Raw genomic sequence first — 26,269 nt, forward strand, 5'->3', positions numbered from 1 at the left:
CCAATTTTTTCAGGGGATATCAGTGATGAAGAGCTTCGCCATTAAACGAATCATGCTGGGGGTTTCGGCCGTCGCACTGATGGCCGGTACGATTCCGCTCGCGCTCGCGCAGGGCTCGACGGATGCCGCAGCCCAGGAAGGCGCGACGACGACCACCCCAAAGCCGACCAAGGCCGAGCGCAAGGCAGAGCGCAAACAGGCCCGCGCGAAAAAGAACGCCGAGTTGAAGAAACTCGAAGACGCGGGCTACCAGCCGGCGCAGAACGATCCGAACTATCCGGACAAGCTGCAGGCAGCCCAGAAGAAGGCCGGCGTTGGTGCGCCTGCCAGCCAGTAACGGACAGGCGGACGCCCGGCGTGGCATTCATCGTTGATGAGGCGCCGGGCAGTTGCGAGGCGCGATCATGGCAACGAAACATGAAGTGAAACGCTACAAGGCGAATCTCTCCGACGAACTGCACAGCGCCGCCCTCTATGAGACGCTCGCGCAGGTCGAGAAAGACGAGACCCGCAAGCAGGTCTATCAGGATCTCGCGCAATCCGAACACAGCCACGCGCAAGTGTGGGCCGACAAGCTCAGAGCCAATGGCATCGAACCCAAGGGCCGTGGCCATGCGGTCAAGACGCGTCTGATGAAGGGGCTCGTGCGCGTGTGCGGCGCGGACTTCGTGCTGCCGACGCTCGCCGCAGCCGAATACGCGGACCGCAACAAATATCAAGGCCAACGCGACGCGGGCCACATGTCGGCCGACGAACATCATCACGCGGCCGTCGTGCAGACGCTCGCGAGCACCGGCAATGCCAACCTGTCGTCCGGCGCGCGCATTGCCGCGGCCGAGTCGTGGCACAAGGGCGCCGCGTCGGGCAACGATCTGCGCGCGGCGGTTCTCGGCGCGAACGATGGCCTCGTGTCCAACTTCTGCCTGATCATGGGCGTCGCCGGCGCGGGCACCGGCAACCAGGCGATCCTGTTGACCGGCCTCGCCGGGCTGATCGCCGGTGCCTGTTCGATGGCGCTCGGCGAATGGCTGTCGGTCACCAATGCGCGCGAACTCGCGAGCACGCAGATCGCCAAGGAAGCCGAGGAGATCGAAGAACAGCCCGAAGCGGAGGAGCACGAACTCGCGCTGATCTACCGCGCGAAAGGGCTCGACGCGAGCGAGGCGAAACGCGTGGCCTCGCAGATGATGCGCGACAAGGACAAGGCGCTCGACACCCTCACGCGCGAGGAGCTCGGTCTCGATCCGGCGGAACTGGGCGGCAATCCGTGGTCGGCGGCGGGTGTGTCGTTCTGCTTGTTCTCGCTCGGCGCGATTTTCCCGGTGATGCCTTTCCTGTGGACGCGCGGCGTCAGCGCAATCGTGCAGTGTGTCGTGCTGAGCATGCTGGCGCTCGCGTCGATCGGCGTGTTCACGTCGTTGTTCAACGGACGCAGCGCGGGGTTTTCGGCGCTGCGCCAGATCGTCATCGGGCTCATCGCGGCAGGGTTCACGTTCGGCGTCGGGCGCTTGCTGGGCGTGTCGATTTCCTGAACCCGGCGCCTCTCAGGCGCCTCGCGCCCGCCGCCGTCCGGGAGCGCCGCTTGCTATGTCGCGACACGCTCCGCGCGCGGGCCAACCCGCGTCAAGCCTTTCTCCCACAAGGGTTTGCTTGCCGCGCCGAGCGTCCACGGCATGGCCGGGTGTCGCATTTCCTCATGTGGTTGTCGGAATTAGTCGGTTAGCCGCACTTTTTTCTGGCAACTATGTAGGCACAGCGCGGACGGACGTCCGCGAGCGAGGAGAGCACTCGATGAATTCCCCCAAGGTCGTGGTCGAAGGGCTGTGCAAGGTGTTCGGCAGCAACCCGAAACAGGCGCTCGCGATGCTGGCCAGCGGCGCCACGAAAGAAGAGGTGTTTGCCCGCACCGGTCAGATCGTCGGCGTCCACAACGCGTCGTTCGAGGTTCGCGAGGGCGAGATCTTCGTGCTGATGGGCCTGTCCGGCTCGGGCAAGTCGACGCTGATTCGCCTGATCAATCGGCTCGTCGAGCCCAGCGCCGGCAAGGTGCTGATCGACGGCCGCGATGTCGCGAGCGTGCCGCGCGCCGAGCTGACCGCGCTGCGCCGCAAGGACATGAGCATGGTGTTCCAGTCCTTCGCGCTGATGCCGCAGCGCAGCGTGCTGGCCAACGCGGCGTTCGGCCTCGAAGTCGCGGGCGTCGGCCGCAAGGAGCGCGAGGCGCGGGCGCTGACGGTGCTCGAACAGGTCGGCCTTGCACCGTTCGCGCAGAAACTGCCGGCCGAGTTGTCGGGCGGCATGCAGCAGCGCGTCGGGCTCGCGCGCGCGCTCGCGGTCAACCCGTCGCTGATGATCATGGACGAGGCGTTCTCCGCGCTCGATCCGCTCAAGCGCAAGGAGATGCAGAACGTGCTGCTCGATCTGCAACGCGAGCAGCAGCGCACGATCCTGTTCGTGTCGCACGATCTGGAGGAGGCGATGCGCATCGGCACGCGCATCGCGATCATGGAAGGCGGCCGTGTCGTGCAGATCGGCACGCCGCGGGAAATCATCAAGAATCCGGCCGACGACTACGTGCGAGCGTTCTTCGAAGGCATCGACACGAGCCGCTATCTGACGGCCGGCGATCTGATGCAGACCGACGACGTGCCGCTGATGCACGCACCGCAGATCGACGCGTCGAGCGTCGCCGCGACGCTCAACGGCAGCGCCGACTACGCGTTCGTGCTCGATAGCGAGCGCCGGATTCGCGGCTTCGTGTGCCGCGATGCGACAGGCAGCGCGTCGCCGCAGCTCAACCAGATCGAATGCATCCGCCGCAACGCGCCGCTCGACGACGTGGTCGCGCGCGTGGTGGCGAGCCGCGCGCCGCTGCCGGTCGTCGAAGCGGACGGCTCCTACTGCGGTTCGGTCAACAAGACGAACGTGCTGAACGTTCTCACGCGCCATCGAGGTTCTCATGTCTGAAGTCATTCCAGTTGGCGCGTGGGTCGATCACGGCGTTCACTACCTGCTCGATCACGACGCGCAGACCTTCGACACGATCGGCAAGGTCATCGAGAGTTTCGCCGCGGCGGTCGAGCACGGTTTGCAGGCCGTGCCGATGTGGGCGCTGATGGCGTTTTTCGTCGGCATCGGCTTGTGGCGCGTCGGCTGGCGCTTCGCGCTGTTCACGCTGGCGGCGCTGCTGCTGATCTACGGCACCGGCTTCTGGGATCAGATGGTGATCACGCTCGGCCTCACGCTGTCGTCGACGGTAATCAGTCTCGTGCTCGGCGTGCCGCTCGGCATCTGGACGGCGAAGAGCCGCGCCATCGAAATGATCGTGCGCCCGGTGCTCGATCTGATGCAGACGATGCCCGCGTTCGTCTACCTGATTCCGGCCGCGATGCTGTTCGGTCTGGGCCGCGTGCCGGGCATCCTGTCGACGGTCATCTTCGCGATGCCGCCCGCGGTGCGTCTGACCGCGCTCGGCATCAAGCACGTGAATCGCGAAATCGTCGAAGCGGGACAGGCGTTCGGCTGCACGCCGTGGCAACTGCTGTACAAGGTGCAGTTTCCGAACGCGCTGCCGTCGATCATGACCGGCGTGAACCAGACCATCATGATGGCGCTGTCGATGGTGATCATCGCGTCGATGGTCGGTGCGGGCGGCCTCGGTAACGACGTGCTCGCGAGCATCCAGCGGCTCGATATCGGACTCGGCTTCGAAAGCGGGATGTCGGTCGTGATGCTGGCGATCATTCTGGACCGCATCACCGAGAGCTTCGGCCGGGCGCCGGGCAAGGTACGCGCGCCCCTGTTCGCCGGTTTGCGCAATGCGATGAAAGTGCGCCGCGAGCCGGCGGCGCAACACGGTTGACGGCCTGATTCGATACGTCCATGAAGCGCGACCCAATCGCCTCCGCCGAAGCCGATGCGCGGCTGTGCGCCGTCGCGCACGTCGGCTTCCTGACGCTGCCGAACTTCTCGATGATCGCGTTCACGAGCGCGGTCGAGGTGCTGCGCATGGCGAACTACGTGGGCCGCGCGCAGCACTACCGGTGGTCGGTGATCACGCCGGACGGCGAGCCGGCGCGCGCGAGCAACGGCATCACGGTGAAACCGACCACCACGCTCGCCGAGGCCGGCATGCCGGACCTGCTGTTCGTGTGCGCGGGCTGGCACGTGCGCGAGTATGTGAACGACGCGGTGATCGCGCTGCTGCGCGAGGCGGCCGCGCACCGCGTGCCGCTCGGCGGCATCTGCACGGGTCCGTATGCGCTGCTCGCGGCCGGGCTGCTCGACGGCTATCGCGCGACCGTGCATTGGGAGGACATGTCGCCGTTGCACCAGCGCTATCCGCATGTGCATTTCGACGACGAACTGTTCGTGATCGACCGCGACCGGCTGACCTGCACCGGCGGAACCGCGCCGCTCGATCTGATGCTGCATCTGGTGGGCATGCGGCTGGGGGCCTCGGTGGCCGCGCAGGTGTCCGAGCAATTCATCGTCGAGCGGATTCGCGGCTCGACCGATTACCAGCACATTCCGGTCGACGCGCGGGTTGGCCTGTCGCGCACCGAACTGATCGAAGTGGTGCGGCTGATGGAAGCGAACATCGAGGAGCCGCTATCGCTCGACGAACTCGCCCGGCTCGTCAACCTGTCGCAGCGTCATTTGCAACGGATGTTCAAGCTATTCCTGAACGTGTCGCCGACGCATTACTACCTGAGCTTGCGGCTGCGCCGCGCGCGCGATCTGCTGCGCAATACCGATGCGTCGATCGCGCGCGTGACCATGGTGTGCGGTTTTCATTCTCCGTGCCATTTCAGCAAGGCCTATCGCGCGCAGTTCGGGCATGCGCCGAGCGTCGAGCGGCGCATGCCGGAGTAGCGGGTGCCGCGGCCTCGCATGCCGCGCGGATTCAGATCGCCTGCGCGCGGCCCGGAAACGTTTCGTCGTAGCACGAGCCGTCGTCGGCTTGCTCCGCCGTGCCGCGCTGTTCGCGATACATCATCGGCGGCACGCCGAACTGTTTGCGAAATTCCCGTCCCAGGTGCGAGGCGTCCGAAAAGCCGCAGCTCGACGCGATATCGGCGACGGTTTTGTCTGAGCTCGTCAACAACCACGCGGCGGTGCGCAGGCGCACCTGCTTCGCGTAGGCCTGCGGCGCCTTGCCGGTCTGCGCCTTGAACAGCCGTTCGAGCTGACGCGGCGACAGATCGAGCTTGCCCGCCAGTTCGTCGAGCGGCAGCGCGCGGCCCACGTGCTGCTCCATCAGCAGGATCGCGCGCTTGACCTTTGGATGCGAGGCCGGCGCGAGACCGGGGGGATGAGGCTGCGGCGCGTTGCCTTTCTGCAGGTCGTCGACGAGCAGGATGCGCAGCGCCTTCTGCACCGTGGCGGTTTCGAAATGACGCAGCAGGATCGCGGCGGCGACGTCGATCGACGCGCGGCCGCCGGAACAGGTGATGCGCCGCCGGTCGATCACGAACAGCCGGTCGGCGACCAGCATCTGTTCGTCGACCGACGGAAAGCGCTCGATGAAATCCCAGTAGTGAAACCAGCTCACGCAGATCCGATGGCCGTCGAGCACGCCCGCGCGCATCAGCGAGAACACGCCGGTGCACATGCCGACCAGCGTCGCGTCGCGGGCGGCGGCGCGGCGGATGAACGCGAGCGTCGCCTCGCTCGCGGCCGGCCCCGAGTGCAGCAGTCCGCCGACCACCACCACGTAGTCGAACTTCCCGGCGGTCTCGAAGGTTTCCCACGGCGTGATCTGGATGCCGCAACTCGCCCGCACCGGAGCCAGGGTTTCCCCGATCACGCTCCACGAACAGCGCACCGGCTTGCTGAAGTCGCCTTCGTCGGCGGACAGGCGCAGCAGGTCGACGAAACCCGCGAATGCGGTCAGCGTGAAGTTCGGCAGCAGGATGATGCCGAAGCGGATGCGCTGCTTCGCGGCTGTGTCGAGTGAGGGAGGGGCAAGCGTTTCAGCGGAATTCATGCGCGCGGCGGGTCGGTGAAAAGAACGGCGAAAGAGGAACGAACGTTGACCGAAACGGTGAAGCCGAGGATAGCACCACGGACCTTCAGCATTGCCGGCCGCAATCGGGGCGCCTGTCGCAAATGCGTCCCAAGTCATCGCAAATGCGCCGGAAGACCCGCCTGGCGGTTCACCTGACGACGCCATCCCATTGCGATGCCGTTTTTATTCTATCGATCCGGCCCGGCGTGCGGTGCAATAGACGCACATTCCGTCCGGGCGCATGAGTCGAGTCGAAGCGCTTCCGGTCATCGCAACACGCAACACGCAAGACACAACGCACAAGGCACGCCATGAACGTCAGCGTCTTCGATCTGTTCAAGATCGGCATCGGTCCATCCAGCTCGCACACGGTCGGGCCGATGATCGCCGCATGCCGCTTCGCATCGCACATCGAGGACGCGAATCTGCTCGGCTTCGTGCGGCGCGTCAGAGCCGAGCTGTTCGGCTCGCTCGGCGCGACCGGCAAGGGCCACGGCACCGACAAGGCGGTGCTGCTCGGCCTCGAAGGCAATCTGCCCGACCGGCTCGATCCTGAGCTGATCGAGCCGCGGCTGCGCGCGATCCGCGAGACCCGCCAGCTCGTGCTGCTCGGCAAGCATCCGGTCGCGTTCGACGAGCGCGAACATGTCGGCTTCTTGCGCAAGCTGATGCCGGGCGCGCCGGGCTCGGGCGTCGTGCATCCGAACGGCATGCGCTTCCAGGCCTTCGACGAGAACGGTCAACTGCTCGTCGAAAAAGAGTACTTCTCGATCGGCGGCGGCTTCGTCGTCAATCGCGACGGCGATCGCGTGAACGGCCGGCGCGCCAACGCGGAGGTGCCGTATCCGTTTCGCACCGGCGACGATCTGATGCGCGTGTGCCGCGAAAGCGGCCTGTCCATCGCCGAAGTGACGTTGCGCAACGAATGCGCGACCCGGCCCGAGGACGAAGTGCGCGAGGGCCTGCTGGCGATCTGGCGCACGATGGCCGCATGTGTCGAGCGCGGTTGCAAGGCGCGCGGCGAGTTGCCCGGCCCGATGCACGTGAAGCGTCGCGCGGCCGAGCTGTGCGAGCGCTTGCGCGCACGCTCGGAGGAATCGCTGCGCGACCCGCTGTCGATGCTCGACTGGGTCAACCTGTACGCGATGGCCGTCAACGAGGAGAACGCCGCGGGCGGCCGGGTCGTCACCGCGCCGACCAATGGCGCGGCCGGCGTGATCCCGGCAGTGCTGCACTACTACGTGAAATTCATGCATGCGGCGAACGACGCCGGCATCGTCGACTTCCTGCTGACCGCCGCGGCGATCGGCATCATCTACAAGGAAACGGCGTCGATCTCCGGCGCCGAGGTGGGCTGCCAGGGCGAAGTGGGCGTGGCCTGCTCGATGGCCGCCGCCGCGCTCGCGGCCGTGATGGGCGGCACGCCCACCCAGGTCGAGAACGCCGCCGAAATCGGCATGGAACACAACCTCGGCATGACCTGCGATCCGGTCGGCGGGTTGGTGCAGATTCCGTGCATCGAGCGCAACGCGATGGGCGCGATCAAGGCGATCAACGCGGCCCGCCTCGCGATGAAGGGCGACGGCAAGCACGTGGTGTCGCTCGACAGTGTGATCCGCACCATGCGCGAAACCGGCGCCGACATGAAGACGAAATACAAGGAGACGTCGCGCGGCGGACTGGCCGTGAACGTCATCGAGTGTTGAACCGCTACACCGCATCTGCAAAACCGCAAAGGAACGACGATGAGCCGCTATTCGATATTCAGCCTGCTACGCAACGGGATGTCGTATCACGAGAACTGGGAGCGGCAATGGCGCAGCCCCGAGCCTAAACGTGAATACGACGTCGTGATCGTCGGCGGCGGCGGGCACGGTCTCGCGACCGCGTACTACCTCGCGAAGGAGCATGGCGTGCGCAATGTCGCGGTGCTCGAGAAGGGCTGGATCGGCGGCGGCAACACCGCGCGCAATACGACGATCGTGCGGTCGAACTACCTGTGGGACGAATCCGCCGCGCTCTACGAGAAGGCGATGAAGCTGTGGGAAGGGCTCGCGCAGGATCTGAACTACAACGTGATGTTCAGCCAGCGCGGCGTGATGAATCTCGCGCATACGCTGCAGGACGTGCGCGACACCGAACGCCGCGTCAACGCGAACCGCCTGAACGGCGTCGACGCCGAATTTCTCACGCCCGCGCAGATCAAGGAACTCGAGCCGACCATCAATCTGAACAGCCGCTACCCGGTGCTCGGCGCATCGCTCCAGCGGCGCGGCGGCGTGGCGCGGCACGATGCGGTGGCGTGGGGCTTCGCGCGCGGCGCCGATCAGGCCGGCGTCGATATCGTGCAGAACTGCCAGGTCGTCGGCATTCGCCGCGACGGCAGCCAGGTGACGGGCGTCGACACGACGAAAGGTTTCATCAAGGCGAAGAAGGTCGCGGTGGTCGCGGCCGGCAACACGTCGACGCTCGCCGACATGGCCGGCGTGCGACTGCCGCTCGAAAGCCATCCGTTGCAGGCGCTGGTGTCGGAGCCGATCAAGCCGGTCGTCAACACGGTCGTGATGTCGAATGCGGTCCACGCGTATATCAGCCAGTCCGACAAGGGCGATCTCGTGATCGGCGCGGGCGTCGATCAGTACACGGGCTTTGGGCAGCGCGGCAGCTTCCAGATCATCGAGGGCACGCTCGAGGCGATCGTCGAGATGTTCCCGGTGTTTTCCCGCGTGCGGATGAACCGGCAGTGGGGCGGCATCGTCGATGTGTCGCCGGACGCGTGCCCGATCATCAGCAAGACCGATGTGAAGGGACTGTATTTCAACTGCGGCTGGGGGACGGGCGGCTTCAAGGCGACGCCCGGCTCGGGATGGGTCTTTGCGCACACGATCGCGAAGGACGAACCCCATCCGTTGAACGCGCCGTTTTCGCTGGACCGGTTCTATACCGGTCATCTGATCGATGAGCATGGCGCTGCCGCCGTGGCCCACTAGTCGACAAGGAGACACAGATGCTGCTGATCGAATGCCCCTGGTGCGGTCCCCGCGCCGAAACCGAATTCTCGTGCGGCGGCGAGGCGGACATTGCCCGCCCGCTCGACACGGACAAGCTCACCGACAAGGAATGGGGCGACTACCTTTTCATGCGCAAGAACCCGCGCGGCGTGCATCGCGAGCAATGGTTCCACACGCAGGGCTGCCGCCGCTGGTTCAAGGCGCAGCGCGACACGGTCAGCTATGCGTTCCAGGGCTATCAGACGTTCGAGCGTCCGTTGCTGGCGCTGGACAGTACCGATACACAGGCAGCAAACGCACAGGTAAAGGCACAAGAGGGCAAAGCACCATGAGCCAGAAAGACCGACTCCCGACCGGCGGGCGCATCAATCGCGCGATCGCGCTGAGCTTCACGTTCAACGGCGTCGAGTATCAGGGTTATCAAGGCGATACGCTCGCGTCCGCATTGCTCGCGAACGGCATGCATTTCGTCGCGCGCAGCTGGAAATATCATCGGCCGCGCGGCATCGTGACCGCGGGCGTCGAGGAGCCGAACGCGGTCGTGCAGCTCGAGACCGGCGCCTACACGGTGCCGAACGCGCGCGCCACCGAGGTCGAGTTGTACCAGGGGCTCGTCGCGAGCAGCGTGAACGCGAAACCGAGCATCGAGAAGGACCGCATGGCGATCAACCAGAAGATCGCGCGCTTCATTCCGGCGGGCTTCTACTACAAGACCTTCATGTGGCCGCGCAAACTCTGGCCGAAGTACGAGGAAGCGATTCGCGACGCGGCCGGCCTCGGCACCGCGCCGCGACAGCGCGACGCGGACCGCTACGACAAGTGCTTCGCGCATTGCGACGTGCTGGTGGTCGGCGGCGGCCCGACCGGGCTCGCGGCCGCGCACGCGGCGGCCTTGTCCGGCGCGCGCGTGACGCTCGTCGACGATCAGCCCGAGCTGGGCGGCTCGCTGCTGTCCTGCGGCGCGGAGATCGCCGGCAAGCCCGCGCTTCAGTGGGTGCAGAAAATCGAGGACGAATTGCGGCAGTTGCCCGATGTGAAGATCCTGAGCCGCAGCACCGCGTTCGGCTATCAGGACCACAATCTCGTCACGGTCACGCAGCGCCTGACCGATCATCTGCCCGTGTCGCAGCGCAAGGGCACGCGCGAACTGCTGTGGAAGATCCGCGCGAAACGCGTGATTCTCGCGACCGGCGCACATGAACGGCCGATCGTGTTCGGCAACAACGATCTGCCTGGCGTGATGCTCGCGTCGGCGGTGTCGAGCTATCTGCATCGGTATGCGGTACTGCCGGGTCGCAATGCGATCGTGTTCACGAACAACGACGACGGCTATCAATGCGCGCTCGACCTGAAGGCGGCCGGCGCGCAGGTGAGCGTCATCGATCCGCGCGCGGGCGAATCGAAGGGCACGCTGCCCGCGCTTGCGCGCCGCCATGGCATCAAGGTGCTGAACGGCACGGTCGCCACGGCGGCGCATGGCAAGCTGCGCGTCGCGTCGGTGTCGCTCGCTTCGTATGCGAAAGGGCAAATCACCGCTCAGCAGGGCCAACTGCCGTGCGATCTGCTCGCGATGTCGGGTGGCTGGAGCCCAGTGCTGCATCTGTTCGCGCAGTCGGGCGGCAAGGCCCATTGGCATGACGACAAGGCCTGCTTCGTGCCGGGCAAGGCGGTCCAGCCTGAGACCAGTGTCGGCGCCTGCGCGGGCGACTTCACGCTCGGCCAGGGCATCCGCTTCGCGCTCGACGCCGGCGTCGAAGCGGCGCGCGCGGCCGGGCACATCGTCGCGCGGCCAAAGCCGGTGCAGGTCGCCGAACTGAGCGAAACGAAGCTGGAACCGCTGTGGCTCGTCGGCGGACGCGAGTTGGCCACGCGCGGGCCCAAGCAGTTCGTCGACTTCCAGAACGACGTCGCGGCGGCCGATATCTTCCTCGCGGCGCGCGAAGGCTTCGAATCCGTCGAACACGTGAAGCGCTACACCGCGATGGGCTTCGGCACCGACCAGGGCAAGCTCGGCAACATCAACGGCATGGCGATTCTCGCCCAGGCGCTCGGTAAGACCATTCCCGAGACCGGCACGACGACGTTCCGGCCGAACTACACGCCGGTCACGTTCGGCACCTTCGCCGGCCGGGAATTGGGCGAATTGCTCGATCCGGTGCGCAAGACGGCGGTACACGAATGGCACGTGGAACACGGCGCGGCGTTCGAGGACGTCGGCAACTGGAAGCGTCCGTGGTATTACCCGAAAGCGGGCGAGGATCTGCACGCGGCGGTTGCGCGCGAAGCGCTCGCGGTGCGCACAAGCGTCGGCATCCTCGATGCGTCGACGCTAGGCAAGATCGATATTCAGGGCCCCGATTCCGCGAAACTGTTGAACTGGGTGTACACGAATCCGTGGACCAAGCTCGAAGTCGGCAAGTGCCGCTACGGCCTGATGCTCGACGAAAACGGCATGATCTTCGACGACGGCGTGACCGTGCGCCTCGCCGAGCAGCACTACATGATGACGACCACCACCGGCGGCGCGGCGCGTGTGCTCACGTGGCTCGAACGCTGGCTGCAAACCGAATGGCCCGACCTGCGCGTGCGGCTAGCGTCGGTCACCGATCACTGGGCAACTTTTGCGGTAGTCGGCCCGATGAGCCGCAGGGTGCTGCAAAAGGTCTGCGACGACATCGACTTCGCGAACGCGGCGTTTCCGTTCATGACGTATCGTGAAGGCACCGTCGCGGGCGCGGCGGCGCGCGTGATGCGCATCAGCTTCTCGGGCGAACTCGCGTACGAGGTGAACGTGCCGGCCAACGTCGGACGCGCGGTGTGGGAAGCGTTGATGGCCGCGGGCGCGGAGTTCGACATCACGCCGTACGGCACCGAGACGATGCACGTGCTGCGCGCGGAGAAGGGCTACATCATCGTCGGCCAGGATACGGACGGCTCGATGACGCCGCACGACCTCGGCATGGGCGGGCTCGTCGCGAAGTCGAAGGACTTTCTCGGCAAGCGCTCGCTCGCCCGCTCGGACACCGCGAAGGCGGGACGCAAGCAACTGGTCGGGCTGCTCGCGGAAGATGCGTCGTTCGTGATACCCGAGGGCTCGCAGATCGTCGCCGGTCCGTTCCAGGGCGACACCGCGCCGATGCTCGGGCACGTCACGTCGAGCTATTACAGCCCGATTCTGCAACGCTCGATCGCGATGGCGGTCGTCAAGGGCGGTCTCGACAAGATCGGCACGACCGTCACGATTCCGCTCGCGAGCGGCAAACAGATCGCGGCGAAGATCGCGAGTCCGGTGTTCTACGACAGCGAAGGAGCACGTCAACATGTGGAATGAAACAGGCGGGACGGTGTCCATCGTGGACCGCACGCTCGGGCGGCAAAACGGCGCGTGGCAGGAGTCGCCGCTGGTCGGTGTGGATGGGCTGCTGAAACAGCATCAGGCCAACGCGACCGCCGCGTTCCGGCTCGGCGAGCGGCCATTTCTCGAACTCGTGAACGTGCGCGGCGATACGCGCGACGCGGCGTTCATTCGCGCGGTGGAACAGGTGATCGGCTGCAAGCCGCCGGAGAAGCCGAACACCGTCGCGCGCGGCAACGGCTACGACATGGTCTGGCTCGGCCCCGACGAATGGCTCGTGCGTTCGGAGACCGCGCACGATGCGACGCGCACGGCGCCGTTGCAGGCGAAGCTCGGCGCGGCGTTCGCGGGCGTGTTCGCATCGGCGGTCGATGTGGGCAGCGGCTATACGGTGCTTGAAATCACCGGCACGCGCACGCGCGACGTGCTCGCGCGCGGCTGTCCGCTCGATCTGCATCCCAAACTTTTCGGCCTGGGGCAGTGCGCGCAGAGCCACTATTTCAAGGCGTCGATCACGTTGCTGCCCACGGGCGCCGACAGTTTCGACATCGTCGTGCGTCGCAGCTTCGCGGATTACTTCGTCAGGATCATGCTCGACGCCGCCGAGCCGTTGATGTGCTGAGCGACGCGCGCTTCGCTTTGCTGATTTCGCGCCATGACGTCGGCACGCGCGGCCACCTCGCTTCTCACGGCACGCGCGTGCGATGAGCGCGATGCCGGCGCCGCGCTCGCGCTGCTCGATCAAAGTATCGCGCTGCGTCATCGGCGCATTGCGCTGATCCGCTATCTGCTCGCGCGGGAGCTCGGTGCGCCCCTCGAAGCGCGACATCATGCGTACGTCGAGAAAATCGCGGCTCGTCTGAGCGCGGATGCGCTCGCGCGGATCGCCGGCGCAGCGCGTGCGCGGCTGCGCCCGTAAGTCCACGCTGTATCAGGGCTTGCCGCCATCCAGTGCCGTGAGGATCTGATGCGCGGCGCTCACGCGGGCCTCGTTCGGGAAATTGCGGTTGGCGAGCATCACGATACCGATGCGCTTTTGTGGCACGAACGCGACATACGCGCCGAAGCCGTTGGTCGATCCGGTCTTGTTGATCCAGACGTTCTGCTGCGGCGGCAGCGGCGGTTTGATTGCGGTCGACGGCGTCCCGTTGAGGACCATCTCCGGCGAATTGCCGGCCAGCAAGGTCGGCAACGCGACCGGATACGGGTACTGCTCCCAGATCAGATCCTGGGTCAGCACGCCGGACTGGAAGTAGCCGGTATGCGTGTCCGTGATCGCGCGCTGCCACTGACTGTCGAGCGGAATCAGATTCATGTTTGCCTGCACGTAACGCAGCATGTCGGCGGCGGTCGACTTCACCCCGTACGCTTCGGCGGAAATCACGCCGCCCGTCAGGCGGATCGGCGCGCCGTCTTTCGCATAGCCCTGCGCATAGTCCGGCATTTTCGCCGCGGGGACGTCGATGTAGCTGTTCTTCATGCCGAGCGCCGGAAAGACGCGTTGCTGCATCAGCACGGTGAAATCCTGTCCCATGGTCTTCGCGGTGATCAGGCCGAGCGTGCCGATGCCGGGATTCGAGTAGGTGCGGAACGTGCCGGGCGCATGAGCGGGCTCCCAGTCGTGGAAGTACCGCAGCAATTGCGCGTCGTTATGGATGTCGTCCGGCACCTGGAGCGGCAGACCGCCAGGCGTGTGCGTGCCGAGGTTCAGCAGGCTGACTTTGCCGAACGGGCGGCCGCGCAGCGTCGGCAGATAGCGTTCCGTGCCGTCCGACAACGACAGCTTGCCGTCGAGCTGCGCATACGACGCGAGCGTCGCCGTGAAGGTCTTGCTGACCGAGCCAAGTTCGAACAGCGTATCGCGTGTGACCGGCTTGCCGGTTTGCGTCGATGCGACGCCGTAGTTGTAGACGTAGGGCTTGCCGTCGTCGATCACGCCGATCGCCATGCCGGCGATATGGTACTTCGCCATCAGCGGCCTGATCGCGGCATCGATGGTCGGTTGGAGTTGCGCGGCGGTGGGCTCGGCCGCGTGGCCGACGGGTGAGATCGCGCAGAGCGTGAACAGCGCGAACTTGGCGGTTGTTATCAGTTTGAGCGCTCGGGTCTTCATGGCAAACGGGTCCTCGGTCGGGGGAGTGTGAATCGGTGGATCGGCGATTCGGCTGAGGCAGCACTATCGGGCTTTTGCGAACCGCTGGCAAACGAGGATAAGTTAGGCGACGGTAAAGAAAAAGTTGTGGGCGGCAATCCGAGCGGCGCCGGCGTTGTCGGCTGAAGCCAAACGCGTGTCGGGTTCGACACAGGTGTCGCTCCGGGCGGCCGCTACGCTGGTGAAACGGTGCGCCGCGCGGCGTGCGGGGCGTGCCGCTCACGAACATGGAGACGAGACAATGAGCAGCAATCGCGGCGTCGTGTATCTGGGGCAGGGTATGGTCGAAGTGCAATCGATCGACTACCCGAAGATGGTCGATCCTCGCGGCCGTTCGATCGGCCACGGCGTGATCCTGAAAGTGGTCAGCACGAATATCTGCGGCTCCGATCAGCACATGGTGCGTGGCCGCACGACCGCCGAGGTCGGCCTCGTACTTGGGCACGAGATTACCGGCGAAGTGATCGAGGTCGGGCGCGATGTCGAGACGCTGAAGGTCGGCGATCTGGTGTCGGTGCCGTTCAACGTCGCCTGCGGGCGCTGCCCGACCTGCAAGGCGCAGCATACCGGCGTGTGCCTGAACGTAAACCCGTCGCGCGCGGGCGGCGCGTATGGCTACGTCGACATGGGCGGATGGATCGGCGGCCAGGCCGAATACGTGCTGGTGCCGTACGCGGACTTCAACCTGCTGAAATTTCCCGACCGCGCGCAGGCGATGTCGAAGATCCGTGACCTGACGTGCCTGTCCGACATTCTGCCGACCGGCTATCACGGCGCGGTGATGGCCGGCGTGCAGCCCGGTGCGAGCGTCTACATCGCGGGCGCGGGCCCGGTCGGCATGGCGGCGGCCGCGTCCGCGCGCCTCCTGGGTGCGGCCTGCACGATCGTCGGTGACATGAACGAGGCACGCCTTGCGCATGCGCGCAAGATGGGCTTCCAGACTATCAATCTGTCGAAGGACGCGACGCTCGGCGAACAGATCGAGCAGATTCTCGGCAAGCCCGAAGTGGATTGCGCGGTGGACTGCGTCGGCTTCGAAGCACACGGTCACGGCAGCAGCGCTTCACACGAGGAGGCCCCGGCCGCGGTGCTCAATTCGCTGATGGAAATTACCCGCGCGGCCGGCGCGATCGGCATTCCCGGACTCTACGTGACCGACGATCCGGGCTCGACCGATGCCGCCGCGCGCCAGGGCAGCCTCAGCTTGCGTTTCGGGCTCGGCTGGGCCAAATCGCACTCGTTCCACACCGGGCAGACGCCGGTCATGAAGTACAACCGCAATCTGATGCAGGCGATCCTGTGGGACCGTTTGCCGATCGCCGACATCGTCAACGTGACGGTGGTGTCGCTCGACGATGCGCCCGAGGGTTACCGGCAATTCGACGGCGGCGCGCCGAAGAAGTTTGTGATCGACCCGCACGGGTTGTTGAAGGCCGCTTGAGGTTCGTTGGCCGCTGGTATCAAGCGGCCATCACCGGCGCGTTCGATAGCGAAGGCACCTGCTTGCGACGCTCGCGCGTCGGCGCGGTGCCGAACGCATCGCGATAGCTCTTCGAGAAGTGGCAGGCCGACTGGAAGCCGCACGCCATCGTGATGTGCATGATCGACATGTCGGTCTGCAACAGCAGCTCGCGCGCGCGCCGCAGGCGCAGTGTCAGATAGTAGTGCGTCGGCGTCATGCCCAGATGCTCGCGGAACAGCCGTTGCAACTGCCTTTGCGACATGCCGGCGAGGCGCGCCAGCTCTTCGCGCGACAGCGGCTCCTCGATGTTGTTCTCCATTAGCGATATCACTTCGAACAGCGACTTGTTGGCCGAGCCGAGCCGCGCGACGAGCGGCATCTTCTGCTGCGCGCTGGTGTCGCGCACGTGTTCGACGATGAACTGCTCGGCGATCTGCGTGACCCGAGCGGTGCCAACACGCGGCGCGATCAGGTTCAGCATCATGTCGAGCGGCGCGACGCCGCCGGTACAGGTCACGCGATCGCGATCGATCACGAACAGTTCTTTCAGAAAGCGCGTATCGGGAAACTCTTCCTTCAGCGCCGACATGTTTTCCCAATGAATCGCGCACGCATAACCGGCCAGCAGGCCGGCGCGCGCGAGCGCATAGGTGCCCGTGCAAAGACTGCCCAGCACGCAGCCCATGCGCGCGAAACGGCGCAGCGCGGACAGATGCTCGGCGGTGGTGGAGCGCTGCACGTCGATGCCGCCGACCACGAACACGATGTCGGGTTGCCCGACGCATTCGACCGGCCCCGTATCGACGGATAACCCGTTGCTCGCCATGACCGGCCCGCCGGCGGGACTCACGATCGACCAGCGGTAAAGCGTCTGGCCCGTCAGATAGTTCGCCATGCGTAGCACTTCGATCGCGTTCGTGAAGGCGATCATCGTGAAGTTGGGGACCGGCATGAATGCGAAATGCGACAACGATGCCGTGCGATCGGTGGACATGGGAACGGTGATTCCTGATGTAAATGTCGCGTCGCCGTGGGGAGGGCGACTATCTGAATTCTGAGTATCAGGGCAACTACCGTGCCATCAGGCTAAACCCTTGGATACTGCGCACAAAGCCTGGAATAGCTAAGCAATCGACTGATGAAAGCATCCGCGCGGCACCGGAACAGCGCGGCGACGCCCTTGCAGCGCACCCGATCGGCGCAGGAATACTGCGTTGTAGTGCAGCGCTGAGCGCGCGGATCGCGCCGACTTGTCGAAAAAGGTTGCGCATGGCGGAAAAGGCAAAGAACGCGTCTGAATTCGTAAATAGACGCGCCGGGCGACCGTCAAGAATAGACCTAGGGCAAAGCGGTAGCGCGATCCCGCCGGCAACCCGTAGCGGCCTTCCCGTCAACGATCTCACGGACCTTCCATGTCGAACCCGAATCCCTTCTTCGACGACTCGCTAGCGGCGCGCGACCCGGCCGTGCGCGGCGCCATTCTGAAAGAGCTCGAGCGTCAGCAGTCGCAAGTCGAGCTGATCGCGTCGGAAAACATCGTGTCGCGCGCGGTGCTCGACGCGCAGGGCTCGGTGCTGACCAACAAGTACGCGGAAGGGTATCCGGGCAAGCGTTACTACGGCGGTTGCGAATACGTCGACGCGATCGAGACGCTCGCGCTCGATCGCATCAAGCAGCTGTTCGACGCGAAGTTCGCCAACGTGCAGCCGCATTCCGGCGCGCAGGCGAACGGCGCGGTGATGCTCGCGCTCACCAGGCCGGGCGACACGGTGCTCGGCATGTCGCTCGACGCGGGCGGGCATCTGACGCACGGCGCGAAACCCGCGATGTCGGGCAAGTGGTTCACCGCGGTGCAGTACGGCGTGCGGCGCGACACGATGCTGATCGACTACGAGCAGATCGAGGAACTGGCGCAACAGCACAAGCCGACGCTGCTGATCGCCGGCTTCTCCGCCTATCCGCGCGCGCTCGACTTCGCGCGGCTGCGCGCGATCGCCGATGGCGCCGGTGCGAAGCTGATGGTGGACATGGCGCATATCGCCGGCGTGATCGCGGCGGGCCGCCATGACAATCCGGTCCCGCATGCGCACGTGGTCACGTCGACCACCCACAAGACCTTGCGCGGTCCGCGCGGCGGATTCGTGCTGACCAACGACGAGGAGATCGCAAAGAAGATCAACTCTGCCGTGTTCCCCGGCTTGCAGGGCGGCCCGCTGATGCACGTGATCGCCGGCAAGGCGGTCGCATTCGGCGAGGCGCTGCAGCCGGACTTCAAAACCTATATCGACAGCGTGCTCGCGAACGCGCGGGCATTGGGCGAGGTGCTCACATCGGGCGGCGTCGATCTGGTGACGGGCGGCACCGACAACCATCTGCTGCTGGTCGATCTGCGGCCGAAGGGGCTCAAGGGCAATCAGGTCGAACAGGCGCTGGAGCGCGCGGGCATCACCTGCAACAAGAACGGCATTCCGTTCGATACGGAGAAGCCGACCATCACCTCCGGCATCCGCCTCGGCACACCGGCGGCCACGACACGTGGCTTCGGCGTCAGCGAGTTTCGCGAGGTCGGGCGTCTGATCGTCGAGGTGCTCGATGCGCTGCGCGTGTCGCCCGAAGGCGATGCCGCAACCGAACAACGCGTGCGCCGCGAGATTTTCGCGCTGTGCGAGCGCTTTCCCATTTACTGAGTACGCGTGGAGCAAACGGTGAGTCAACTGCACGAAAACAGCATCATCATCGACGGGCTGAACATTTCGAAGTTCGAGCGCTCGGTGTTCGAGGACATGCGCAAGGGCGGCGTGACCGCAGTGAACTGCACGGTGTCGGTCTGGGAGAGTTTTCAGAAGACCGTCGACAACATCGCCGAAATGAAGCAGCAAATCCGCCAATACAGCGAGATCCTCACGCTGGTGCGCACCACCGACGACATCTTCCGCGCCAAGAAAGAGAACAAGACCGGCATCATCTTCGGCTTCCAGAACGCGCATGCGTTCGAGGACAACCTCGGCTATATCGAAGCGTTCAAGGATCTCGGCGTCAACGTGGTGCAGCTTTGCTACAACACGCAGAACCTGGTCGGCACCGGCTGCTACGAACGCGACGGCGGTCTGTCCGGCTACGGGCGCGAAGTGATTCAGGAGATGAACCGCGTCGGCATCATGGTCGATCTGTCGCATGTGGGCGGCAAGACGTCGTCAGAGGCGATCGCGGCTTCGAAGAAACCGGTCTGCTATTCGCATTGCTGCCCGTCAGGGCTCAAGGAGCATCCGCGCAACAAGACCGACGAGCAGCTGAAGGAGATCGCGGACGCGGGCGGCTTCGTCGGCGTGACGATGTTCGCGCCGTTCCTGAAGCGCGGACCGGACGCGACCGTCGAGGACTATATCGAGGCGATCGAGTACGTGGTGAACCTGATCGGCGAGGACCAGGTGGGGATCGGCACGGATTTCACGCAGGGCTACAGCACCGAGTTTTTCGACTGGATCACGCACGACAAGGGCCGTTATCGCCAGTTGACGAACTTCGGCAAGGTCGTGAATCCCGAAGGCATTCGCACGATCGGCGAGTTTCCGAACCTGACCGCCGCGATGGAACGCGCCGGCTGGAGCGAGACGCGCATCCGCAAGATCATGGGCGAAAACTGGGTACGGGTGTTCGGCGAAGTCTGGAAGGCGTGAGCTTTAGCCCTTGTTTTCATAGCGGATACGAAACGGAGTCTCCACATGCAACCCCAACTGCCTATCGACGTCGATCCGGACACCGGCGTCTGGACCACCGACGCGCTGCCGATGCTGTACGTGCCGCGCCACTTCTTCACCAACAACCACGTCGCCGTCGAGGAAGCGCTCGGCCGCGATACGTACGCCGGGATTCTCTACAAGGCCGGTCACAAGTCCGCCTATTTCTGGTGCGAGAAGGAAGCGAAGCAACATGCTCTTGCCGGCATGGCGGTATTCGAGCATTACCTGAACCGTCTGTCGCAGCGCGGCTGGGGCATCTTCAGGATCATCGAAGCCGATCCGGCCAGCTCGCATGCGCGGATCGAATTGCGGCACTCGTCGTTCGTGCTCGCGCAACCGGGCAAGACCGGCAAGCTTTGCTACATGTTCGCCGGCTGGTTCGCGGGCGCGATGGACTGGGTCAACGATACCGCGCCCGACGGCGCGCGCAAGGGCCCGCCGTCGCAGTCGAAAGAAGCGCGCTGCGCGGCGGAGGGACACGAGCACTGCGTGTTCGAAGTCTCGCCGCTCGCGTCAATTTAATCCGGGCATTCCGAGGTCGATCGCGATGCGTTACCCGAACCTTTTCAAGCCGCTCACGTTGAACCAGCTGACGCTGCGCAATCGCATCGTCAGTACCGCGCACGCGGAGGTCTATGCGGAGCCGGGTGGCCTGCCCGGCGACCGTTATATCCGGTACTACGAGGAAAAGGCCAAGGGCGGAGTCGGACTCGCCGTGTGCGGCGGTTCGAGCCCGGTGTCGATCGACAGCCCGCAAGGCTGGTGGAAGTCGGTGAATCTCGCCACCGACCGGATCGTCGATCCGCTCGCGCGGCTCGCCGAAGCGATGCACGCGCATGGCGCGAAAATCATGATTCAGGCCACCCACATGGGACGCCGCTCGGCGTTTCACGGCGAGCACTGGCCGCATCTAATGTCGCCGTCGGGAGTGCGCGAGCCGGTGCATCGCGGCAACGCGAAGATCATCGAGGTCGAAGAGATCCGCCGCATCATCGGCGACTTCGCGGCGGCCGCGAAGCGCGTGAAGGATGCGGGCATGGACGGCATCGAGATCTCGGCGGCGCACCAGCATCTGATCGATCAGTTCTGGAGCCCGCGCACCAACTTCCGTACCGACGAATGGGGCGGCTCGCTCGAAAACCGCCTGCGTTTCGGCGTCGAAGTGTTGCAGGCGGTGCGCGCGGCGGTGGGTGCCGACTTCTGCGTCGGCCTGCGCATGTGCGGTGACGAATTCCATGAAGACGGGCTCGATCACGAGCAGCTGAAAGAGATTGCCCAGGCGATGAGCGAAAGCGGCCTGATCGACTATCTCGGCGTGATCGGTTCCGGCGCGGACACCCACAATACGCTCGCCAACTGCATGCCGCCGATGGCGCTGCCGCCCGAGCCGTTCGTGCATCTCGCGGCCGGCATCAAGCAGGTCGTCAAGGTGCCGGTGATGCACGCGCAAAGCATTCGCGACGCGGGCCAGGCCGAGCGGCTGCTCGCGAGCGGCATGGTCGATCTGGTCGGCATGACGCGCGCACAGATCGCCGATCCGCATATGGTCATCAAGATCCGCGATGGCCGCGAGGACGAAATCAGGCAGTGCGTCGGCGCGAACTACTGCATCGACCGTCAGTACAACGGGCTCGACGTGCTATGCGTGCAGAACGCGGCGACCTCGCGCGAAGCGACGATGCCGCACGTGATCGCCAGGTCGCGCGGGCCGAAGCGCAAGGTCGTGGTGGTCGGCGCGGGGCCGGCGGGGCTCGAAGCGGCGCGCGTCGCGAAGTCGCGCGGTCACGACGTGGTGCTGTTCGAACAGAACGATCACGTGGGCGGCCAGATCATGCTGGCGGCGAAAGCGCCGCAGCGCGAGCAGATGGCGGGCATCGTGCGCTGGTTCGACATGGAGACGAAGCGCCTCGGCGTGGACCGCCGCCTCGGTGTCGCCGCCGACGAGCGGACCATCATGGCCGAGAAGCCCGACATCGTCGTGCTCGCCACCGGCGGTTCGGCGTTCACGTCGCAGGTCGCGGCGTGGGGCGTCGACGCGGGGCTCGCGGTCAGTTCGTGGGACGTGCTGGCCGGCAAGGTCGAGCCGGGCAGGAACGTGCTCGTGTACGACGGCGTCAGCACGCATGCCGGCGCGGGCGTCGCCGATTTCATAGCGAGCCGCGGCGCCAACGTGGAGATCGTCACGCCCGACGTCAAGGTCGCCGACGACGTCGGCGGCACCACGTTCCCGATCTTCTATCGCCGTCTGTACGCGCAAGGCGTGATCCATACGCCCAATTACTGGCTCGACAGGGTGTACGAGGAGGACGGCAAGAAGATCGCCGTGATCCGCAACGAGTACACCGAGGAGCAGGAGGAGCGCGCGGTCGATCAGGTGGTGATCGAAAACGGCAGTACGCCGAACGACCGGCTTTACTGGAAGCTGAAGCCTGAATCGGTCAATCGCGGCCAGGTCGACGTGCACAAACTGTTCGCGTCCGAACCGCAGCCGTGTCTGGACGAGCAACTCGGCGACGGCCGCTTCCTGCTGTTCCGGGTCGGCGACTGCATCTCCATGCACAACATTCACGGCGCGATCTACGACGCGCTGCGCCTTTGCAAGGATTTCTGACGATGAGCCCCATGTTTGTCATCACCGTCCTGCTGTGGGTGTCGGTGGCCGGTCTCGCGTTCGCGCTGGCGCGCCGCGCCGCCTACTGGCGCGAGGGCCGCGCGACCGCCGCGGGCGCGTATGGCTGGGCCAATCTGCTCGCGATCCCGAAGCGCTACTTCGTCGACCTGCATCATGTGGTCGCGCGCGATCCGTATATCGCCCGCACGCACGTTGCCACGGCGGGCGGAGCGATCCTCGCGATGGCGCTCGTGTTCGTCAACTACGGCCTCGCGATCTACTCGCCGTGGCTCGACAAGCTGATCTTTCTCGCCGCGCTGGCGATGCTGATCGGCACGGTGTTCGTCTGGCGCCGCCGGCATGGCGCGAAGACGGTGCCGGCGCGGCTGTCGCGCGGCCCGTGGGATCAGTTGCCGCTGCTGCTCGGCGCGTTCGCGCTCGGTCTCGTGCTATTCGTCGGGCTGCCCGCGACGGCGATGTCCGGCGCGTTCGCCGTGATCGTCGCGCTGCTGATCGCGGCGGGCGCGTTCACGATGACGTTCGGCGCGGCGCGTGGCGGCCCGATGAAACATGCGGTGGCCGGTCTGCTGCACCTCGCGTTTCATCCGCGTCAGGAGCGCTTTGCCGATTCCAGCGCAGCGCGTCACGCTCGCGATGCCGTGCCGCCCACCGCGCTTAAAACCCCGCTGCTCGACGCGAAGGAATACGGCGTCGGCAAGCCAGTCGAATTCCGCTGGAACCAGTTGCTCAGCTTCGACGCCTGCGTGCAATGCGGCAAATGCGAAGCGGCGTGCCCCGCGTTCGCGGCCGGTCAGCCGCTCAATCCGAAGAAGCTGATTCAGGATCTGGTAACCGGCATGGTCGGCGGCACCGACGCGCAGTACGCAGGCAGCCCGACGCCCGGCATTCCGGTCGGCAAGCACGCGGGCGCGCCCGCCAAGCCGCTGATCTCGACGCTGATCGAAGCGGACACGCTGTGGTCCTGCACGACCTGCCGCGCCTGCGTGCAGGAGTGCCCGATGCTGATCGAGCACGTGGACGCGATCGTGGACATGCGCCGCAATCAGACGCTCGTCGAAGGCAGCGTGCCGGGCAAGGGGCCGGCGACGCTCGCGAATCTGCGCGAAACCGGCAGCCTCAACGGCTACGACATCGGCGCGCGCTACGACTGGGCCGTCGATCTGCAGGTGCAGGTCGCGCAACCGGGCCGTCACGTGGACGTGCTGCTGATCGTCGGCGAAGGCGCGTTCGACATGCGCTATCAGCGCACGCTGCGCGCGCTCGTCAAGGTGCTGAACCGCGCGGGCGTCGATTACGCGGTGCTGGGCGGTGTCGAGACCGATACCGGCGACACCGCGCGGCGACTCGGCGACGAAGCGACGTTCCAGCAACTGGCCCGTACGCTGATCGGGACGCTCGCGCAGTACTCGTTCGCGCGCATCGTTACCGCCGATCCGCATGTGCTGCATAGCCTGCGCAACGAGTATCGCGCGCTCGGCGGGTTCTATCAGGTCCAGCATCACACGGCGCTGATCGACGAACTGATCGCGAGCGGCAAGCTGTCGCCGCGCGCGGCCGCCGCCGTCGCGGCGCGCAACGTCACGTATCACGACCCGTGCTATCTGGGCCGCTACAACGGCGAGACGGAAGCGCCGCGCCGGGTGCTGAAGAGCATCGGCATCAAGGTGGTCGAGATGGAGCGTCACGGCCTGCGCGGACGCTGCTGCGGCGGTGGCGGCGGCGCACCGCTGACCGATATTCCCGGCAAACGGCGGATTCCCGACATCCGTATCGACGACGCGCGCGCGTGCGGCGCGGAGATCGTCGCGGTCGGCTGTCCGAATTGCACCGCGATGCTCGAAGGGGTGGTGGGTCCGCGACCGGAAGTGCTGGACGTCGCCGAACTGGTCGCCGCGGCGCTGGAGTAACGCGATGATGAATACGCTCAAACGAATCGATCCGCGCCGGCCGTTCACGGTGACGGCACAGGGACTCAGGCGCATCACGCTCGGCGTCATTGGCATCGTGGACGCCGGCGGCAGTGCGTCGCTGGCTGATGCGCGTCACGCCGCGCATCGCGAACAGCCGAAGCCGCGCCGCACGACGGCCGCGCCGCGCCATGTGCTGCTGGTCGCGGCGCACGCGGACCGCGGCGCGCTCGATCAACATGCGCGCCAGACGCTCGCGGCTGCCGCGCTGATCGCGGACACGCACAGCGAAGTCGTGCTGCTGGTGTTCGGCGAATTCACCGGCGATGCCGCCACGCTCGGCGCCGACAAGCTGATCGAATTGCCGATGTTCGAACCCCGCACGTACGCGCCGGACGATGAACTGAATGCGCTGGCGGCCTGCGTCGCGGCCTACGCGCCAGCCCATGTCTTGCTGCCCGACAACGCGACCGGCGACGGCGACCTCGGCCGCCGCTATGCGGCGGTGGCCGATGCAAGCGTCGCGACGCACGTCGTCGAGATCGCTGCCGGGCACGTGTGCACCTATATTCGCGCGAATACGGCGCTCGCCGGCCGCGCGCTGCCCGAGGTCGTGCTGCTCGAGCCGAATGCGGTCGATCCGAAGCTGCCGTTCGTCGGCGCGGGCGAGCGGGTCGCGTGGCGCTTCGACCGCGAAGCGGACAGCACGGTCGCGCCACGAGCGATACACGATCTCGGCATCGACGAAATCGACGCGGCGCAGGTCGCGCTGGAGGAGGCGGATTTCATCGTGTCGGCGGGCAACGGCGTCAGCGACGTGCCCGCGTTCGAGCGACTCGCGACGACCCTTGGCGCCGCGATCGGTGCAAGCCGGGTTGCCGTCGACGACGGCAAGTTCACGCGCGACAAGCAGATCGGCGCGACCGGCAAGACCGTCGAGGCGAGCGTGTATATCGCGTTCGGCATCTCGGGGGCGGTGCAGCATCTGCAGGGCATCAAGGATTGCCGCCATGTGATCGCGGTGAATCTCGACGCGAGCGCGCCGATCGCGAAGCGCGCGAATCTGACCGTGATCGCCGACGCGCAGGAAACCATCGCGGCGCTCGACGAGGCGGCGGCCGCGGCGCGCGGTGCCCGCGCCACCTCGGCCGCGCTGCTGCGGCCGGGCAAGCTTGCCGAAGGAGTGCTCGCATGAAGATCGCCGTGCTGGTTTCAGTCGGACGTCACCCGGTCAGCGGCGTCGCGCGCTACAGCCGCAACGATGCGGCGGCGTTGACGCTGGCGCTGTCGCTCGTCAGAACGCATGGCGCGACGCTCGACGTGCTGCACGCGGGCGATCCGTCGAACGCCGCGTTGAACGAGTATCTGGCGCTCGGCGCGCGTTCGGTCGAAGTGCTCGAGATGCCGCCCGACGCCGATCCTGCGCCGCAACTCGCCGGGCGTTTGCGTGGCTACGAGCTGGTGCTGACCGGCACGCGCGCCGAAGGCGGTTTCGATAGCGGCATGCTGCCGTATCGCGTCGCGCATGCGCTGGCGGTGCCGCTCGTCGGCGCCGCCGTCGATGTGGCGCTGCGCGACGGTCGAGCGCAGGTCCGGCAGTTCATGCCGAAGGGCCTGCGACGGCGCGTCGAAGTGCGGCTGCCGGCATTGGTTGCCGTGCATCCGCTCGCGAACGTCGCGACGTCGTACGCGTATGCACGGATGCGCGAAGGCACGATCGAGCGCGCCGTCGCGCGGCACGGGACCACTCCCGAACAGTCCGCATGGACGATCGGCCCCGCCACAGCGAAACCGGTGCGCCTCGCCGCCGCCGAAAAGCGCTCAGGCCACGCGCGCATGCTGTCGGCGACGACGACCGAGAGCCGCGGCGGCAGCGTCGTAATTGAAGGGAGTTCCGTCGAAAAAGCACAAGTGATACTCGCGTATTTGCGCGAGCATCAACTGGTGGATTACTGAATTCCGGCTCGGGCCAGCATGCGACCAGGAGGGCCTGGCGCGGC

At 65.9% G+C, this 26,269-nt stretch carries 22 protein-coding genes; 19 read left to right on the plus strand and 3 right to left on the minus strand.

Features of this window, described 5'->3' with window-relative positions; all coding sequences use genetic code 11:
- The first annotated feature begins 25 nt into the window (after positions 1-25).
- From OKW40_RS37390 to OKW40_RS37410, 5 genes are all read left to right on the plus strand, one after another.
- On the plus strand, positions 26-337 hold the full coding sequence (locus OKW40_RS37390) for a hypothetical protein (protein WP_176078901.1): 312 nt from the start codon (positions 26-28) through the stop codon (positions 335-337).
- Between the two features lie 67 nt (positions 338-404).
- Positions 405-1,532 (plus strand): VIT1/CCC1 transporter family protein, encoded by a 1,128-nt coding sequence (locus OKW40_RS37395; protein WP_429493866.1) that lies wholly within the window; start codon positions 405-407, stop codon positions 1,530-1,532.
- A gap of 259 nt (positions 1,533-1,791) precedes the next feature.
- Positions 1,792-2,967 (plus strand): quaternary amine ABC transporter ATP-binding protein, encoded by a 1,176-nt coding sequence (locus tag OKW40_RS37400; protein WP_429493867.1) that lies wholly within the window; start codon positions 1,792-1,794, stop codon positions 2,965-2,967.
- Positions 2,960-3,862 (plus strand): choline ABC transporter permease subunit, encoded by a 903-nt coding sequence (choW, locus tag OKW40_RS37405; RefSeq protein ID WP_090810035.1) that lies wholly within the window; start codon positions 2,960-2,962, stop codon positions 3,860-3,862. The genes OKW40_RS37400 and choW overlap by 8 nt, the downstream gene beginning before the upstream one ends.
- A gap of 20 nt (positions 3,863-3,882) precedes the next feature.
- Positions 3,883-4,875 carry a GlxA family transcriptional regulator gene (locus OKW40_RS37410; RefSeq protein WP_429493868.1) on the plus strand — a complete coding sequence of 331 codons (993 nt, stop codon included), beginning with the start codon at positions 3,883-3,885 and terminating at the stop codon, positions 4,873-4,875.
- Between the two features lie 31 nt (positions 4,876-4,906).
- Here the strand turns inward: OKW40_RS37410 and OKW40_RS37415 are convergent, their stop codons facing one another.
- Positions 4,907-5,989 (minus strand): GlxA family transcriptional regulator, encoded by a 1,083-nt coding sequence (locus OKW40_RS37415; RefSeq protein ID WP_429403151.1) that lies wholly within the window; start codon positions 5,987-5,989, stop codon positions 4,907-4,909.
- A 332-nt stretch (positions 5,990-6,321) separates the two neighbouring features.
- Here OKW40_RS37415 and OKW40_RS37420 point away from each other — a divergent pair, with 332 nt between their 5' ends.
- The 6 genes from OKW40_RS37420 to OKW40_RS37445 are packed head-to-tail and all read left to right on the plus strand — an operon-like array spanning position 6,322 to position 13,295.
- Positions 6,322-7,716, plus strand: coding sequence for an L-serine ammonia-lyase (locus OKW40_RS37420; RefSeq protein WP_429493869.1), 1,395 nt, complete (start codon positions 6,322-6,324; stop codon positions 7,714-7,716).
- 39 nt (positions 7,717-7,755) lie between these two features.
- Positions 7,756-9,000 carry a sarcosine oxidase subunit beta family protein gene (locus OKW40_RS37425; protein WP_429493870.1) on the plus strand — a complete coding sequence of 415 codons (1,245 nt, stop codon included), beginning with the start codon at positions 7,756-7,758 and terminating at the stop codon, positions 8,998-9,000.
- 17 nt (positions 9,001-9,017) lie between these two features.
- Positions 9,018-9,353, plus strand: a complete 336-nt coding sequence (locus OKW40_RS37430) for a sarcosine oxidase subunit delta (RefSeq protein ID WP_429403148.1) — start codon at positions 9,018-9,020, stop codon at positions 9,351-9,353.
- Entirely contained in the window at positions 9,350-12,352 is a 3,003-nt protein-coding gene (locus OKW40_RS37435) for a sarcosine oxidase subunit alpha family protein (protein ID WP_429493871.1), read from the plus strand. Before OKW40_RS37430 ends, OKW40_RS37435 begins: the two co-directional genes overlap by 4 nt.
- Positions 12,342-12,998: a sarcosine oxidase subunit gamma gene (locus OKW40_RS37440; RefSeq protein ID WP_429493872.1), complete on the plus strand. Its 657-nt coding sequence runs from the start codon at positions 12,342-12,344 to the stop codon at positions 12,996-12,998. Before OKW40_RS37435 ends, OKW40_RS37440 begins: the two co-directional genes overlap by 11 nt.
- Before the next feature lie 33 nt (positions 12,999-13,031).
- Complete coding sequence (locus OKW40_RS37445) at positions 13,032-13,295, plus strand: hypothetical protein (protein ID WP_018425089.1); 264 nt, start codon at positions 13,032-13,034, stop codon at positions 13,293-13,295.
- Positions 13,296-13,307: 12 nt separating this feature from the next.
- Here OKW40_RS37445 and ampC read toward each other — a convergent pair whose 3' ends face one another.
- Positions 13,308-14,489 (minus strand): class C beta-lactamase, encoded by a 1,182-nt coding sequence (gene ampC / locus OKW40_RS37450; protein ID WP_429493873.1) that lies wholly within the window; start codon positions 14,487-14,489, stop codon positions 13,308-13,310.
- A 280-nt stretch (positions 14,490-14,769) separates the two neighbouring features.
- Between ampC and fdhA the strand changes: the two genes are divergently transcribed.
- Positions 14,770-15,969 carry a formaldehyde dehydrogenase, glutathione-independent gene (gene fdhA / locus OKW40_RS37455; RefSeq protein ID WP_184060221.1) on the plus strand — a complete coding sequence of 400 codons (1,200 nt, stop codon included), beginning with the start codon at positions 14,770-14,772 and terminating at the stop codon, positions 15,967-15,969.
- A gap of 19 nt (positions 15,970-15,988) precedes the next feature.
- Here fdhA and OKW40_RS37460 read toward each other — a convergent pair whose 3' ends face one another.
- Entirely contained in the window at positions 15,989-16,984 is a 996-nt protein-coding gene (locus tag OKW40_RS37460; RefSeq protein WP_429493874.1) for a GlxA family transcriptional regulator, read from the minus strand.
- Between the two features lie 418 nt (positions 16,985-17,402).
- Between OKW40_RS37460 and OKW40_RS37465 the strand changes: the two genes are divergently transcribed.
- Genes OKW40_RS37465 through OKW40_RS37495 form a run of 7 tightly spaced genes read left to right on the plus strand, consistent with a single transcriptional unit; the run spans position 17,403 to position 26,225 of the window.
- On the plus strand, positions 17,403-18,677 hold the full coding sequence (locus OKW40_RS37465; protein ID WP_429493875.1) for a serine hydroxymethyltransferase: 1,275 nt from the start codon (positions 17,403-17,405) through the stop codon (positions 18,675-18,677).
- Positions 18,678-18,695: 18 nt separating this feature from the next.
- Positions 18,696-19,667 carry a dipeptidase gene (locus tag OKW40_RS37470; protein WP_429493876.1) on the plus strand — a complete coding sequence of 324 codons (972 nt, stop codon included), beginning with the start codon at positions 18,696-18,698 and terminating at the stop codon, positions 19,665-19,667.
- A gap of 45 nt (positions 19,668-19,712) precedes the next feature.
- A complete protein-coding gene (locus OKW40_RS37475) occupies positions 19,713-20,252 on the plus strand; it encodes a DUF5943 domain-containing protein (protein WP_184060213.1) in 540 nt (179 codons plus the stop codon).
- A 25-nt stretch (positions 20,253-20,277) separates the two neighbouring features.
- Positions 20,278-22,341, plus strand: a complete 2,064-nt coding sequence (locus OKW40_RS37480) for an FAD-dependent oxidoreductase (RefSeq protein WP_429493877.1) — start codon at positions 20,278-20,280, stop codon at positions 22,339-22,341.
- Positions 22,342-22,343: 2 nt separating this feature from the next.
- Positions 22,344-24,269: a (Fe-S)-binding protein gene (locus OKW40_RS37485; protein ID WP_429493878.1), complete on the plus strand. Its 1,926-nt coding sequence runs from the start codon at positions 22,344-22,346 to the stop codon at positions 24,267-24,269.
- A 7-nt stretch (positions 24,270-24,276) separates the two neighbouring features.
- Positions 24,277-25,464 carry an electron transfer flavoprotein subunit alpha/FixB family protein gene (locus OKW40_RS37490; protein ID WP_429494006.1) on the plus strand — a complete coding sequence of 396 codons (1,188 nt, stop codon included), beginning with the start codon at positions 24,277-24,279 and terminating at the stop codon, positions 25,462-25,464.
- Positions 25,461-26,225 (plus strand): electron transfer flavoprotein subunit beta/FixA family protein, encoded by a 765-nt coding sequence (locus OKW40_RS37495; protein WP_429493879.1) that lies wholly within the window; start codon positions 25,461-25,463, stop codon positions 26,223-26,225. Before OKW40_RS37490 ends, OKW40_RS37495 begins: the two co-directional genes overlap by 4 nt.
- Positions 26,226-26,269 lie beyond the last annotated feature (44 nt).

The organism is Paraburkholderia sp. RAU6.4a (assembly GCF_050435625.1).
Lineage (GTDB): Bacteria > Pseudomonadota > Gammaproteobacteria > Burkholderiales > Burkholderiaceae > Paraburkholderia > Paraburkholderia tuberum.

Coding starts and splice junctions, on each gene's coding strand:
- OKW40_RS37400 (WP_429493867.1), top strand. CDS start 1,792: ATGAATTCCCCCAAGGTCGTGGTCGAAGGGCTGTGCAAGGTGTTCGGC.
- OKW40_RS37435 (WP_429493871.1), top strand. CDS start 9,350: ATGAGCCAGAAAGACCGACTCCCGACCGGCGGGCGCATCAATCGCGCG.
- OKW40_RS37445 (WP_018425089.1), top strand. CDS start 13,032: ATGACGTCGGCACGCGCGGCCACCTCGCTTCTCACGGCACGCGCGTGC.
- OKW40_RS37390 (WP_176078901.1), top strand. CDS start 26: ATGAAGAGCTTCGCCATTAAACGAATCATGCTGGGGGTTTCGGCCGTC.
- OKW40_RS37430 (WP_429403148.1), top strand. CDS start 9,018: ATGCTGCTGATCGAATGCCCCTGGTGCGGTCCCCGCGCCGAAACCGAA.
- OKW40_RS37485 (WP_429493878.1), top strand. CDS start 22,344: ATGAGCCCCATGTTTGTCATCACCGTCCTGCTGTGGGTGTCGGTGGCC.
- OKW40_RS37495 (WP_429493879.1), top strand. CDS start 25,461: ATGAAGATCGCCGTGCTGGTTTCAGTCGGACGTCACCCGGTCAGCGGC.
- OKW40_RS37465 (WP_429493875.1), top strand. CDS start 17,403: ATGTCGAACCCGAATCCCTTCTTCGACGACTCGCTAGCGGCGCGCGAC.
- OKW40_RS37440 (WP_429493872.1), top strand. CDS start 12,342: ATGTGGAATGAAACAGGCGGGACGGTGTCCATCGTGGACCGCACGCTC.
- OKW40_RS37475 (WP_184060213.1), top strand. CDS start 19,713: ATGCAACCCCAACTGCCTATCGACGTCGATCCGGACACCGGCGTCTGG.
- fdhA (WP_184060221.1), top strand. CDS start 14,770: ATGAGCAGCAATCGCGGCGTCGTGTATCTGGGGCAGGGTATGGTCGAA.
- choW (WP_090810035.1), top strand. CDS start 2,960: ATGTCTGAAGTCATTCCAGTTGGCGCGTGGGTCGATCACGGCGTTCAC.
- OKW40_RS37415 (WP_429403151.1), bottom strand. CDS start 5,989: ATGAATTCCGCTGAAACGCTTGCCCCTCCCTCACTCGACACAGCCGCG.
- OKW40_RS37410 (WP_429493868.1), top strand. CDS start 3,883: ATGAAGCGCGACCCAATCGCCTCCGCCGAAGCCGATGCGCGGCTGTGC.
- ampC (WP_429493873.1), bottom strand. CDS start 14,489: ATGAAGACCCGAGCGCTCAAACTGATAACAACCGCCAAGTTCGCGCTG.
- OKW40_RS37490 (WP_429494006.1), top strand. CDS start 24,277: ATGAATACGCTCAAACGAATCGATCCGCGCCGGCCGTTCACGGTGACG.
- OKW40_RS37420 (WP_429493869.1), top strand. CDS start 6,322: ATGAACGTCAGCGTCTTCGATCTGTTCAAGATCGGCATCGGTCCATCC.
- OKW40_RS37395 (WP_429493866.1), top strand. CDS start 405: ATGGCAACGAAACATGAAGTGAAACGCTACAAGGCGAATCTCTCCGAC.
- OKW40_RS37425 (WP_429493870.1), top strand. CDS start 7,756: ATGAGCCGCTATTCGATATTCAGCCTGCTACGCAACGGGATGTCGTAT.
- OKW40_RS37460 (WP_429493874.1), bottom strand. CDS start 16,984: ATGTCCACCGATCGCACGGCATCGTTGTCGCATTTCGCATTCATGCCG.
- OKW40_RS37480 (WP_429493877.1), top strand. CDS start 20,278: ATGCGTTACCCGAACCTTTTCAAGCCGCTCACGTTGAACCAGCTGACG.